Origin of the sequence: Isoptericola sp. F-RaC21, from assembly GCF_038593535.1 — a bacterium.
In the GTDB taxonomy this organism is placed as follows: Bacteria; Actinomycetota; Actinomycetes; order Actinomycetales; family Cellulomonadaceae; genus Isoptericola.
This window is the reverse complement of the sequence record NZ_JBCFYX010000003.1, coordinates 127,413-140,296: the sequence shown is the minus strand read 5'-3', so window position 1 is coordinate 140,296 and position 12,884 is coordinate 127,413. Positions and strand designations below refer to the sequence as shown.

Genomic DNA, 12,884 nt, shown 5'->3' with positions numbered 1-12,884 from the left:
ACGCCGAGGTAGTTCATCTCTCGCCGAGGTAGTTCCCACCACGGCGAGGTAGTTCATGACATTGCGTCATGAACTACCTCGGCGAGAGATGAACTACCTCGGCGGGAGGCGGTGGCCCACCAGCGCGAGGTTCTGGATGGTGGCGAGGCTGCACTGGGCGGCGTCGTTGGTCGACAGCGTCCGCGCCTCGTCGATCCGCACCAGGGTCTCGGGGGGCAGCACCGGCACGGGGTGGAATGCCTCCTCGCCCATGAACTCGCCGCCGCGGAAGTAGGCGCGCCACGCGACGTCGGCCAGACCGTCGTCGCCCAGCCGGTGCGCCGCATACGCGGCGAGGCGCGAGTGCGCCTGCTCGAGGTTCGTGCCCGACGGCGCGACGCCGAGCTCGGCCTCCTGCTCGGCCGGGGTGGCGAGGTAGAGGCGGCAGTACTGCAGCCACGCCTCGCGGAATCCCGGCGCGTCGACGAGGCCGGCGTCGACCAGCGACACGAGCTCCGAGCAGATCTCCACGAGCCCGAAGACGGCGGACAGGTGCGAGACGGTCACCCGGTCGCGGTCGGTGGCGAACCGGCCCGTGTCCAGGTCGTACAGGGCCTCCCCGGTGAAGAAGCCGTGCCGCAGCGCGCCGATGTCCGTCATCGTGCCGACCAGGCGGTCGCGCGACCGCTCGTTCCCGGTGATCTCCCAGTCCGCGAGCCAGGTGGCGGCCAGGGCGCTCCAGTCGGTGCCGAGCCCGACGGCGAGCGCGTCGCGGCGCGGCCGGTAGGTGGCGGCGTCGGGCCGCACCTTGCGCGTCGGGTCGAGGCCGAGGAAGTTCCGGTCGGAGTCGCGCAGCTCGAGCATGAGGTCGCGCGTGTGCTCGTCGCCCGTGAGGAAGTAGTGCGGCCGCCGGTACGCCGGCGTCGAGATGCGCACCTGCTTGGCGCTGCACCCCCAGTGCTGCACGTTGTGCCGGCTGCCCAGCCCCTGCCACGGGCCGGAGTGGTACACGTCCACGTCGCCCGTGTGCCGGGTCATGCGCTCGGCGAGCCGGAACACGTCGGCCCGGCCGGTGCGCAGGAACGACGTCCACAGCCACAGGTCCGGCGACAGCTCGGAGTTGTCCCAGGCGTAGCCGCCCACGTCGTAGCGCCACACGTGCCGGTCGGGGTCGTAGGCGTGCATCACGTCGCCGTAGTTCCAGAACCCGTACCAGGACCGCTGGTCCACCTGGCCGACGTAGAAGTCGAGCATCGTGGCGAGCCGGTCCTCGAGCGCCGCCCGCTCGGGGGTGCCGCGGTCCACGAGGTCCCAGTCGCCGAGGACGGCCGCGTCGTGCAGCGCCTCGGGGGTGGGCACCAGCTGCGGCCGGACGGCGGTGCCCGCGGCGAGGCGGGCCAGCGCGTCGGCGTCGGGGGTCGCCGCGAACGCGGTGACGGTGAGCTCGTGCGTGCGGCCGATGCCGTGCGCGTTCCCGAAGCCCGGCTCGTAGTCCTCGTACGTGATCTCGAGGGCGTCGAGCTGGTCGTCGTACGTGTCCTGGCCGAGGCCGTCGTGGTAGAAGCGCAGGTCCATCGGCGCGGCGTCGGGCGACCAGAGCCATGTCGTGAGGGAGCCGACGGCGGACGTCGCGCGCTCGACGTCGATCCCCGTGGGGTGCGACTGCCAGAACCCCGTCAGCCCGACGGCGAGCCCGCCGGTCGTGTCGCCCAAGTAGCCCAGCCCCTCGGAGCGGGTGCCCTGCGCGACGTCGATCCACGGCCGGTCGGGCGCGGTGCGCTTGTGCACGGTGAAGCCGTTCGCGGAGAGCTGGCGCAGCGACCACGCCTCCCAGGTCGGCACCCACCGCAGCCGGCCGGAGACGCGCTCGTCCCACTCGGCGAGCGGGGGTGTCGCACGGCCCGCCACCTGGGCCGCGCGCACCGCCTCCCCCGGGTCACGACGCAGCCCGGTCACGCCCTGCACCGCCTCGCGCACCAGTCCGCCGTCGGCGCCGGCCAGGCGCACGTGCCGGTCGTACGGCGCGGCACGGAGGGGGACGTCGAAGCGCAGGCCGAGCGACGAGAGGAAGTCGCGCTCCGGGTCGCCGTCCCACACGAACGAGTGCACCAGCCGGAACGTCGGCGCCCCGGCGGCCAGCACCAGGCGCAGCGTGAACGGCAGCCAGGCGGGGGCGCCGTCCTCGTGCGCCCGGTCCACGTCGCGGTGCTCCCCCGACACCCGCACGACCGCCCGCACGGGCCCCGCCTGCTCCACGACGACGTCGCGCACCACACCCACGGACTCGCGCCGCGCCCGGTGGTCGGGCTCCGGCCGGTCCTGCCGGCTGGACACCAGCCGCCCGGCGCGCGCCACCTCCACGTCACCCACCCGCACCGACCGCACGACGTCGGGCCCGGACCGGCCCACGACCACCGTGCACGCGCCCGTGTCCACGACCACCTCGTCGGCGTGCTCGACGACGGTCACCCCGCCGCTGGTCGAGCCCGTCGAGACCACGTCCTGGGTTTCGACAGGCTCAACCACCTGGGAGGAGGAGACCACCCGGTACGACGCGCTGGGCGGCGTCGCCGCCCCGAGCGCGACGCCGGACCACTTCACGCTGCCGTCGGGCCACGTGGCGAGCGGCCAGGTCTGCGCCGGGACGGCGCGGCCCCAGGCGTCGACGACGGCGAGCGCGGCGGCATCGCGCACCGTGCCCGGGCGGAACGGGACGCCGCAGGTGACGCCGCCGACCGTGAGGTCCGGCGCGACGTCGTCCAGCCAGCGCAGCGGCACGTCGACGGAGACGGGGCGCGAGGCCTCGACGGCAGGGGTCTCGACGGCAGGGGTCTCGACAGGCTCGACCAGCGATGCGGGGATCATGACAGCGGGGTCACCTCGAGGTTGCGGTAGTGGGCGACGAGCGGGGCCATCTGCCGGAAGCCGATCCGGCCGGCCCTCAGGGGCGCGTCGTCGTGGAACGTGAAGAGGGTGAGGTCGTCGATCGCGAAGGCGACGTCCGCGCCGCGCTTGGCGACGCGCACGCGGTAGTGGCCGTCGGCGTCCTCAGGGCCGGGCAGCGGGTCGGCGCCCTGCGCGACGAGCCGGAAGCCGGGGCTCTTGCGCAGGTTGCAGGTGCGGAACCGCCTCTCGGCGGCCCACTTGCGGCGCAGGTAGGACACGTGGAGCGTCGAGACGTCGCCGGAGTGGTACTGCGGGTAGTAGCCGGTCCGCTCCGCCAGGGACGGGTCGAAGAGGTCCCGCCCCTCGGTGCCGGTCGCGGCGAAGAACAGCATGGCCAGGCCGTCGCCGGCCAGCGGCCGGACCTCCCAGGAGATCTCGACGTCCGCCGCGAAGACCTCTGGGCACCAGTAGGTGAAGTGCGCGTGGTCGCCGCGGCCGTCGGCCACGAGCGCGGCCTCGTCGGCCGTGCTGCTCAGCACGACGCCGTCGTCCTCGTGCCGGGCGCCCACGGGGCCCTCGGCGACCCAGTCGGCGAGGTCCTCGGGCGACGCCAGCGCGTTGCGGTAGACGCCGGTGACGGTGGGCGGCGCGACCGTCACGGCTGCATCACCCACGCGCCCAGCGGCGCCTCGGCGTCGTGCACGCCGTCGAGCGCCGCCAGCGCCTCGCCGACGTACCGCGCGACCGCGCGGGCCCCCGCCGTCGTGAAGTGGGTGTTGTCCCGGCCGAGCGCGTCGTCCACGGGCAGCCCGGCCTCCGCCGCGGCGCCGTGCGGGAAGAGCGTGGCCGACGCCGCCTCCCCCAGCCAGGTGTACAGCCAGCGCGTGAAGACGGTGAGGTCGACGACCGGCACGTCGAGCTCGTGGCCCAGGGCGCGCACCGCGGCCGGGTACGGCCCGTGCGACCAGCGCAGCGCGCCGTCGTCGTCGAACAGCCGGCGCTCCACGCTGGTGGTGAGCACCGGGCGCGCGCCGTTCGCGCGCGCCTCGGCGACGAACCGTGCGAGCCGGTCGGTGTACCCGCCCTCGGCGGCGAGCTCGGCCGGCTCCTTCTGGTCGTTGTGCCCGAACCCGAGCACCACGGTGTCCCCGGGCCGCAGCTCGGCGAGCACGCCGTCCCAGCGCCCCTCGGCGCGGAACGACGCCGTCGTGGCGCCGCCGATCGCATGGTTGCGCACGACGTCGTCGGTGAACGCGGCGAGCTCGTCGCCCCAGCCGAGCAGCGGGATCTCGGCGTGCCCGGAGGTCTCGCCGTGGTCCGTGGGGGCGACGGTCGAGTCGCCCGCGAGGTGGATCGTCATGTCAGCCCTTCACGCTCCCGATGAGCATTCCCTTGGCGAAGTGCTTCTGGAGGAACGGGTAGGCCAGGAGCACGGGGATGGTGGCCACGATGACCACCGCGAACTTGATGCCCTGCGCGGGCGGGGGCAGCTCGGTGCCCATGTCCTGCGCGGACATCGAGGCCGAGGCGGTGACCTGGCGCAGGAACATCTGCAGGGTCCACATGTCCTGGTCGCCCAGGTACAGCAGCGGGGACATGTAGTCGTTCCAGATGCCGACGGCGTAGAACAGCGCGAACGTCGCCAGCACCGGCTTGGACAGGGGGAGGACGACGTGCCGCAGGATCTGCAGCTCGTGCGCGCCGTCGATCTTCGCGGACTCCTCCAGCTCCTGCGGCAGCTGCTGGAAGAAGTTCTTGATGATGATGAGGCTGAACGGGTTGATCGCCATCGGCAGGATCAGCGCCCAGTACGTGTCGAGCAGGCCGAGCTGCTTGACCACCAGGAACGTGGGGATCATGCCCGCGGAGAACACCATGGTGAACACGACGACGGTCATGATGGTGCGCCGCCCGGGCAGGTCGACCTTCGACAGCGGGTAGGCCATCAGGGCCGTGAGGGCGAGCTGGATCAGCGTGCCGACCAGCGTCACCACGACGGTCGTGACGAACGCCCGCACGAACGCGGACGACGACAGGATCGACGCGTACGAGTCGGTGGTGAACTCGTGCGGCCACAGGAAGAACGGCCGCGTCGTGATCTCGAGCTCGGTGGCGAACGACCCCGCCAGCACGTACAGGAACGGCAGCAGCGCGAGCAGCCCGACGGCGACCAGGAGGACGACGTTGACGACGTCGAACGCCCGGCCGGCGCGGGTGTTGAACCGCTGGTGCTGGGTGGAGGGCTTGGACGCGCGCCGCGCCGGGCGGGCCGGCGTGGGTGTGGGCGCGGGCACGGCGGACAGCTGTGTGGCCATCAGAAGATCCCCTGCTGGTTGAAGCGCTTGGCGAGCCAGTTGGTGCCGAAGATCAGCACCAGCCCGACGATCGCCTTCGACAGTCCCACCGCGGTGGAGTAGGAGTACGCGCCCTGCTGGATGCCGGTGAAGTACACGTACGTGTCGAACACGTCCGCGACCGTGCGGTTGAGCGCGTTGGACATCAGGTAGATCTGCTCGAACCCGGTGTTGAGGATCTCCCCGGTCTGCAGGATGAGCATCACGATGATCGTGGGCCGGATCGCCGGGAGCGTGATGTGCCAGGTGCGCTGCCAGCGGCCCGCGCCGTCGATCACGGCGGCCTCGTACTGCTCCTGGTCCACGCTGGCCAGCGCGGCGAGGAAGATGATCGTGCCCCACCCGGTGGACTTCCAGATGGTCTGCAGCAGGATCAGCGGTCGGAACCAGTCCGGGTCGGCCAGGTAGTTCGTCTCGGTGCCCGTGAGCCCGTCGAGGAAGCTCGACAGCGGGCCGGTACCGATCGCGAACAGCAGCGCGGTCAGCGACACCACCACGGTCCAGGACAGGAAGTGCGGGATGTACACCAGGGTCTGCACCGTGCGCTTGAGCACCGACAGCCGCACCTCGTTGAGCAGCAGCGCCAGCACGATCGTCAGCGGGAACGCCACGAACAGGCTCAGCGCCGCCAGGATCAGGGTGTTGCCCAGCAGCCGCGGGAAGTCGGGGTTGGAGAAGAACTCGGCGAAGTGCTCCCAGCCCACCCACTCGCTGCCCTGGATGCCCAGGAACGGCACGTAGTTCTTGAACGCGATCTGCGCGCCCCACATCGGCCAGATGCGGAACAGCAGGAAGTACAGGATGCCCGGCAGCAGCATCACCAGCAGCCACCGGAAGCGCACCACGCGCGCCCACCTGCGGCGCGGTCGCGGGGCCACGGGCGGGGCGGCCGGGGCGGGAGCGCCGGCCTGCTCGACGTCGACGACAGCAGTCATCGCAGCCTCCATCTCGGACGGGGCGCGGGGCCGGCCACCGTGGGCGGCCCCGCGCCGGAGGGTGATCAGCCGAGCTGGCCGTAGAGCTCGTTCATCTCGGCCGTGACCGCGTCACCGCCGCTGGACTTCCACTGCGCGATCGCGGCGTCGAGGCCGGACTCGTCGATCTGCCCGCTGATGTACTGGATGCGAGCGTCGGCGATGACCTGGTCGAGCTGCACGCCGTTGGACATGTACGTCTTCGACACGAGCGCGGCGCCCGGGTTGAAGACCGCCTTCTTCAGGTCCTTGGCCTGCAGGTCGGCGCGCTCCTTCTCGAGCTCGGCGTCGTACTCGGTCTCCGGCTTGGGCTTGTACGCCTCGAAGCCGCCGACGTTGGTGCCGATCTGGGCCCAGGAGCCGCTGACCACGTCGGTGAAGTCCTGCTTCGACTTGTCGAAGACGGCGTGGTCGCCGTCGACGGTGAAGTTGTCGCCCTCGATGCCGTTGTTCTCGAGGATCTGCGCGTCCTTCGAGCTCAGCTTGTCGAGCGCGGTGAGCACCTGCTTGAGCTGGTCCTCGGTCTGCACCGACGCCTTCGGGATCGCGAGGAAGCCGCTGTAGCCCGGCGTCGGGAGCGCGAAGTCGCCGTTCGGGCCGGCGATGTTGCCGACCAGCGCGACCTTCTGGTCGTAGGTCTTCGGGTCCTGCTCCTTGAAGAGCTCCGCGAGCTGCGACGCCCGCGACTGGACGTCGATGATGATGCCGCCCTTGCCGTTGACGAACGGCTCGTTCCACCCGGTGGTGCCGTCCATCGTGGCGTAGTCCTTGTTGACGTAGCCGCTCTGGATGAGCTCCTTCTCGTAGTCGAGCGCCTGCTTCCACTCCGGCGTGGTGAACGACGGGACGAGCTTGCCGCCCTCGTCCTTCCACACGTTGCCCGCGCCGAACCACGTCTCGATGGCGTCGTAGGGGCTGCCCGTGCCGATCGACGCGCCCCAGGCGGGGATGATCATCCCGTAGGTGTCGTCCTTGCCGTTGCCGTCGGGGTCGTCCTCGGTGAAGGCCTTCGCGACCTTCATGAGCTCGTCGGTGTTCGTCGGCTCGTCGAGGCCGAGGTTCTTCAGCCAGTCCTTGCGGATGGTGATGGAGGTGCGCACCACGTCGCGGGCCCGGTAGACGCCGAAGACCTTCCCGTTGACGCTCGACGCCTGCTGGACGTCGGGGTTCTCCGTGACGAGGTTCGGGTAGTCGCCCGAGGCCAGGTAGTCCGTGAGGTCCCAGAAGCCGCCGGCCTCCGCCGTCTGCACGAAGCCCTGCGACTTCTGCTGGATCACCATGACGTCGGGGATGTCGTCGCCGGCGAGCACCACGTTGGTCCGGTCGCCGTACTCGGCGTTCGGCACCCACTGCATGTCGAGGTCCAGGCCGGCGATCTTCGAGAGTTCGGTGCCCACCTTGTCGTCCGCCTCGGGCGGGGTCGCGGAGAGGTACGGCGCCATGATCGACAGCGAGTCGAGCGCCTCGCCGCCACCGCCACCGCCGCCGTCGCCGGAGCCGCCGCTGCTGCAGGCGGCGAGCGCGAGGCTCCCCACCGCGAGCAGGGCCAGAGGGGCCAGCCGTCGTGTGCGCATGGTGTTCCTTTCGTCGGAGTGCACGTCGTCGTTCACTCGTCGAGGGGGTCGGTGGCCGCCGGCCGGTCGCCGAGGTGGCGGTCGTTGGCGGCGTAGAAGGACAGGCAGAGGGCCGTGCACAGGTAGACCCACGCGCCGACCGAGACGACGGGCAGGAGTCCGGGCACGAACGCGGTGACGACGCCGACCAGCGCCGTCGTCGCCGCGAGCAGGAGGGGCGCTCCGGGGAAGCGCAGCAGGAACGCCCAGGCGAGGCGCGCGACGTCGCGGCGGCGCAGGTCGTAGTGGGCGTCCATGGTCAGCGCGAGCAGCAGGTGCACCACGCCGAGGCCGGCGACGACGCCGAGCGCCACGCGCAGCGCCGTCGGGGCGTCGTCGAGCGCGAGGAGACTGGTGCCGGTGAGGACCGCCGCCGCCAGGCCCGGCGCCGCGACGAGGTTGGCGCGGCCGAACCCGGACACCCACGTGCGGACGAACACCCGGGCCGCGCGCTGCGCGTCACCGCGCAGCCGCGTGCGGCTGACGGTCGCGGCGGCGGCGAGCGCCGGCGCGACGCCGAGCACCACTCCCCCGGCGAGCGTCCCCGCGAGCACCAGGAGGTTGACCAGGCCGAGGAAGGCCAGCGTGTCGACCCAGCCGAACCAGCGCTCGAGCCGCATCCCGCCGTCGGCGGGTGCCACGGCGCCGGCGTCCGCCCGCGCGGCGTGATCGTGTGCCATGGCCCGGTCCCATCTCCGTCGATGCCCGGGCGTCGTCGGCCCGGTCAGCCTCCGGATCGGCGGCGTCACCGATCCGGCGCGGGAAAGCGATTGCCCGCGTTGAATGGATTCACCGTAGGGCTCACGGCTGCCTCCGTCAACAGGCTGTCTTCATCGTTGTGCCGAGGTAGTCGAGACCGTGCCGAGGTAGTTCAGAACCTGCCGAGGTAGTTCACAGCGCGGCGAGGTAGTTCAAGGCACGGCGAGGTAGTTCAAGGCACGGCGAGGTAGTTCAAGGCACGGCGAGGTAGTTCAAGGCAGCGCGAGGTAGTCCGGCCGCGAACTACCTCGGCACGGCTCGAACTACCTCGCGCTGGCTTGAACTACCTCGCCGTGCTTCGAACTACCTCGCGGGGTCCGGAACTACCTCGCGGGGTCCGGAACTACCTCGCGGGGTCCGGAACTACCTCGCGGGGTCCGGAACTACCTCGCGGGGTCCGGAACTACCTCGCGGGGTCCGGAACTCCCTCGGCAGGGCCGGAACTACCTCGCCGGGCTTTGAACTACCTCGGCGGGGAGGTCAGAGCTGCGTCGCGACCTCGCGCGCCACGAGGTCCAGGTGGTCGAGGTCGTGCAGGTCGAGCGTCTGCAGGTACACGCGCTGGATCCCCTGGTCGCGGAGGGACCCCAGCAGGTCGACGGCCTCGGAGACGGTGCCGGCGACGCCGTGCTCGCGCAGCTCGGCGGGTTCCCGGCCGATCGCCGCGGCGCGGCGCGCGAACTCGGCCTCGTCCTTGCCGACGGCGAGCACCAGCGCGACGGACTGCACGATCGAGTCGGGGGTGCGGCCGGCCTCGGCCAGCGCCTCGTTGATCACGCCGATGCGCGGGCCGACCGTGTCCAGCTCGGGGAACGCCTGGTTGTACTCGTCGCCGAACCGCGCGGCGAGGGCCGGGGTCCGCTTGGGGCCGCCGCCCCCGACGATCACGGGGATCTTCGCCTGGGCGGGCTTGGGCAGCGCCGGCGAGTCGACGAGCGTGTAGTGCTCGCCGTCGAACGAGAACGACTCGCCGACGGGCGTGCCCCACAGGCCGGTGAGGATCTCCAGCTGCTCCTCGAGGAGCCCGAACCGCCTGGCCGGGAACGGGATGCCGTACGCCTCGTGCTCGCGGGCGAACCACCCGGCACCGAGCCCGATCTCGACGCGGCCGCCGGACATCTGGTCGACCTGCGCCACCTGGATCGCGAGCACGCCGGGGTGGCGGAACGTGGCCGACGTGACGAGGGTGCCCAGGCGCACGGTCGACGTGTCGCGGGCCAGCCCGGCGAGCGTCGTCCACGCGTCGGTGGGGCCGGGCAGGCCGTCGCCGCCCATCGTCAGGTAGTGGTCGGAGCGGAAGAACGCGCTGAAGCCGAGGTCCTCGGTCGCCTTCGCGACGGCGAGCAGGTCGTCGTACGACGCACCCTGCTGGGGCTCGGTGAAGACACGCAGGTCGAGGGTCATGGTTCGCCTCTCGGGACGGAACGGTGCAGGGGCAGACGAAGGCGGGTCAGTCGAAGGCGGGGTCGCTGGTCCGCGACCGCTTCAGCTCGAAGAACTCGGGGAACGACGCGAGCGCGACCGCCCCGTCGAAGATCCGCAGCGCGTCCTCGCCGCGCGGGATGCGCGTGAGCACCGGGCCGAAGAACGCGACGCCGTCGACGTGGATCGTGGGAGTGCCGACGTCCTCGCCCACCGGCGTCATGCCGGCCTCGTGGGAGGCCGCGAGGGCGGCGTCGTAGGCGTCGGACGACGCGGCGTCTGCCAGCGACGCGGGCAGGCCGGCCTCGGCGAGCGCCTCGACGGCGACGGCGTCGTAGTCCTTCCGCCCGCCCGGGTGGATGCGCGTGCCGGCGGCGGTGTAGAAGGCGCTGAAGGCCTCCGGACCGTGCTCCGTCTGCACCGCGGCGGCGACCCGCCCGATGCCGCGCGAGGAGTCGATCTTGGCGCGGTAGTCGGCGGGGAGGTCGCGACCGGCGTTGAGCAGGTACAGGCTCATCAGCCGGAACGTGAGCCGCACGTCCCGGTGCTCCGCCACCTCCAGCGCCCAGCGCGACGTGATCCAGGCGAACGGACACAGCGGGTCGACGTAGACGTCCACGACGGGGACGGTCGCGGTGGTGGTCGAGGTCTCAGGCGCGGTGGCGGTCCCGGAAGTCACGACCGCCACCTTACCCACGCCCCGGGCACGTGTTCGCGGCGGCCGCGACGGGTAGCCTCGCAGCGTGCGCAAGGTGCGGTGGGCGAGCGTGTGGACGGTCTTCGGCGCGTGCGTCGTCGCGCTCGCGATGCTGTGGGTGGTGCTGCGCGGCAGGGTCTGGGCCTGGATCCCGTTCGTCATCGCCGCCGGGGTCGCGGTGCGCGAGATCCGGTATCTGCAACGCTCGCGCGGGCCCCGCGAGGCGGGGTTCGACGAGCGGCGGCGCACCGGCCCGGAGGACGACCGCGGCCGACGACGAGCCCGCCGCTCGGAGTAGCCTCCCAGGCATGACCGCCGTCCGGACGCACACCCACGCCCAGGCCGTCGATGCCGCGATCGACCTCTTCTCCCGGCAGGGCTACGAGCAGACCACCGTTGAGGAGATCGCCGACGCCGCGCGCGTCAGCCGTGCCACGTTCTTCCGCCGCTTCCGCTCGAAGGAGGACGTGGTCTTCGCCGACCACGAGCTGCTCCTCGAGGAGGTCGTGGTGATGCTCGCGGAGACGCGGCCCGAGGCGCGCGCGAGCGAGGAGTCCGGCCGCGCGCCCGAGCGGGCGTGGGACCCGGCCACCGACCCGTACCTCGAGGTGTGCCGCGCCGCGCGACTTGTCTTCGACCACCACGTGGGACAGCGCGAGACGTCGATCGCCCGGCACCAGCTGCTGCAGCAGGTGCCCGCGCTGCGCGACCGCGAGCTCGTCACGACCCACCGCTACGAGCGCGCCTTCACCGCCTACCTGCGCGACACCCTCCCGCCCGACCGCTCCATGACGACGATGTCGATCGCGTTCGCCGCGTCCGTCGTCGCGGTGCACAACGCGATCCTGCGCCGCTGGCTGCGCAACCCCCACCTCGACCTGCGGCCCGAGCTCGAGGAGGCGTTCGCCGACCTCCGCCGCGCCGCCATGGCGCCCTTCCCGCTCCCCGACAGCGACCCCGGGACGACCGCACCGTCCCCCGCGCCCGACGACGGCGACCAGGGCCGGACGGTCACGTCGGGCGGCGACGGCAAGCGCGTCGTCGTCACCGTGCTGGAGCCCGGCGCGGGTCCGGACGACGTGGCGCGCGCCGTCCGCGACGCGCTGGCCTGAGGGTCTCGACGGATCGACCGACGGGAATGCGCCTGTGGCATCCTGAGTTGTGCAGGACGCCGACGGGACCTCCGCCGGCGAAAGACACGCACGTACGTGCTCCGGGGTCGGTGAAATTCCGAGCCGGCGGTGACAGCCCGCGACCCGGTCTCCTCTTCCGCAAGCAGAGCGAGACCGGCTGACCTGGTGAGATTCCAGGGCCGACGGTCAAAGTCCGGATGGGAGGAAGCACGTGCGGCACGCGCCCGACAGGGCGGGTGCCGCCGGGCGTCGTGTCGCCGGCGACGGCCCTCGGGCCCGACGTCGGCGAGCGCCGACCCTCACCCCGGACGCCGCACCACGGACCGGGGAGAGTGAACGATGGACGCGATCGATGCGTTCTTCAACGCCACGCTGACCATCGGCGACCAGCACATGTCCTGGCGCGAGATCGTCGGCAACGGCTTCGGGCTGGCCTCCGCGCTCGGCGGGATGCGCCGCAAGGTGTGGGCGTGGCCCGTCGGCATCGTCGGGAACCTGCTGCTGTTCACCGTGTTCATGGGGTCCTGGTTCGGCGACACCAGCCGCGCGGACATGCTCGGCCAGGCCGGCCGCCAGGTGATGTTCCTGATCGTGTCGGTCTACGGCTGGGTGCAGTGGCGCCGGACGCAGCGCGCCGACCTCGAGGTGCGCGCAGACGGGAGGATCCCCGCCGACGGCGGCTCGGCCGTGCACCCGCAGTGGGCGTCGTGGCGCGCGCGGGTCGGCATCGTGGTCGTGATGGTGGGCGGCACGCTGCTGCTCACGCCGCTGTTCCGCGCGCTCGGCTCCTACGAGCCCGTCTGGTCCGACGCGTGGATCTTCATGGGCTCCCTCGTCGCCACGTACGGCATGGCCAAGGGCTGGGTCGAGTTCTGGCTCGTGTGGGTGGCGGTCGACGTCGTCGGGGTCCCGCTGCTCTGGTCGGCCGGGTACTACGCGACGGCGCTGATGTACGTGTTCTACGGCGCCTTCACGCTCACCGGGTTCTTCGTCTGGTGGCGCATCCACCGCCGCGAGCAGGCCACGACGACGGCCGCCGTCCCCCGGTGACGTCACCGGGGGACGGC

Annotated in this window: 12 protein-coding genes and 1 riboswitch; of the genes, 3 read left to right on the top strand and 9 right to left on the bottom strand. The window is 72.0% G+C overall.

The window, feature by feature from the left end; all coding sequences use genetic code 11:
* Window positions 1-93: 93 nt before the first annotated feature.
* The 9 genes from AAG589_RS11170 to AAG589_RS11130 all read right to left on the bottom strand — a co-directional run bounded on the left by AAG589_RS11170 (window position 94) and on the right by AAG589_RS11130 (window position 10,666).
* Window positions 94-2,844 (bottom strand): exo-rhamnogalacturonan lyase family protein, encoded by a 2,751-nt coding sequence (locus AAG589_RS11170; RefSeq protein ID WP_430567333.1) that lies wholly within the window; start codon window positions 2,842-2,844, stop codon window positions 94-96.
* Window positions 2,841-3,524 carry a DUF1961 family protein gene (locus tag AAG589_RS11165; RefSeq protein WP_430567332.1) on the bottom strand — a complete coding sequence of 228 codons (684 nt, stop codon included), beginning with the start codon at window positions 3,522-3,524 and terminating at the stop codon, window positions 2,841-2,843. Before AAG589_RS11165 ends, AAG589_RS11170 begins: the two co-directional genes overlap by 4 nt.
* Window positions 3,521-4,225: a rhamnogalacturonan acetylesterase gene (locus AAG589_RS11160; protein ID WP_430567331.1), complete on the bottom strand. Its 705-nt coding sequence runs from the start codon at window positions 4,223-4,225 to the stop codon at window positions 3,521-3,523. Before AAG589_RS11160 ends, AAG589_RS11165 begins: the two co-directional genes overlap by 4 nt.
* Window position 4,226: 1 nt before the next feature.
* Window positions 4,227-5,180: a carbohydrate ABC transporter permease gene (locus AAG589_RS11155; protein WP_430567330.1), complete on the bottom strand. Its 954-nt coding sequence runs from the start codon at window positions 5,178-5,180 to the stop codon at window positions 4,227-4,229.
* Entirely contained in the window at window positions 5,180-6,154 is a 975-nt protein-coding gene (locus AAG589_RS11150; protein ID WP_430567329.1) for an ABC transporter permease, read from the bottom strand. The genes AAG589_RS11155 and AAG589_RS11150 overlap by 1 nt, the downstream gene beginning before the upstream one ends.
* 65 nt (window positions 6,155-6,219) lie before the next feature.
* Window positions 6,220-7,767: an extracellular solute-binding protein gene (locus AAG589_RS11145; protein WP_430567328.1), complete on the bottom strand. Its 1,548-nt coding sequence runs from the start codon at window positions 7,765-7,767 to the stop codon at window positions 6,220-6,222.
* A 32-nt stretch (window positions 7,768-7,799) separates the two neighbouring features.
* Complete coding sequence (locus AAG589_RS11140; protein ID WP_430567327.1) at window positions 7,800-8,486, bottom strand: YesL family protein; 687 nt, start codon at window positions 8,484-8,486, stop codon at window positions 7,800-7,802.
* A gap of 559 nt (window positions 8,487-9,045) precedes the next feature.
* Window positions 9,046-9,969 (bottom strand): LLM class F420-dependent oxidoreductase, encoded by a 924-nt coding sequence (locus AAG589_RS11135; RefSeq protein ID WP_430567326.1) that lies wholly within the window; start codon window positions 9,967-9,969, stop codon window positions 9,046-9,048.
* A gap of 46 nt (window positions 9,970-10,015) precedes the next feature.
* Window positions 10,016-10,666 (bottom strand): mycothiol-dependent nitroreductase Rv2466c family protein, encoded by a 651-nt coding sequence (locus AAG589_RS11130; protein ID WP_430567325.1) that lies wholly within the window; start codon window positions 10,664-10,666, stop codon window positions 10,016-10,018.
* 64 nt (window positions 10,667-10,730) lie between these two features.
* Here AAG589_RS11130 and AAG589_RS11125 point away from each other — a divergent pair, with 64 nt between their 5' ends.
* The 3 genes from AAG589_RS11125 to pnuC all read left to right on the top strand — a co-directional run bounded on the left by AAG589_RS11125 (window position 10,731) and on the right by pnuC (window position 12,867).
* Window positions 10,731-10,982, top strand: a complete 252-nt coding sequence (locus tag AAG589_RS11125; protein WP_430567324.1) for a hypothetical protein — start codon at window positions 10,731-10,733, stop codon at window positions 10,980-10,982.
* 10 nt (window positions 10,983-10,992) lie between these two features.
* The gene (locus AAG589_RS11120) at window positions 10,993-11,796 is read left to right on the top strand and encodes a TetR/AcrR family transcriptional regulator (protein WP_430567323.1); all 804 of its coding nucleotides are present in this window, start codon (window positions 10,993-10,995) and stop codon (window positions 11,794-11,796) included.
* Window positions 11,797-11,888: 92 nt separating this feature from the next.
* A riboswitch (FMN riboswitch) is annotated at window positions 11,889-12,032 on the top strand.
* A 124-nt stretch (window positions 12,033-12,156) separates the two neighbouring features.
* Entirely contained in the window at window positions 12,157-12,867 is a 711-nt protein-coding gene (gene pnuC, locus AAG589_RS11115; protein WP_430567322.1) for a nicotinamide riboside transporter PnuC, read from the top strand.
* The last annotated feature ends 17 nt before the right edge of the window (window positions 12,868-12,884 follow it).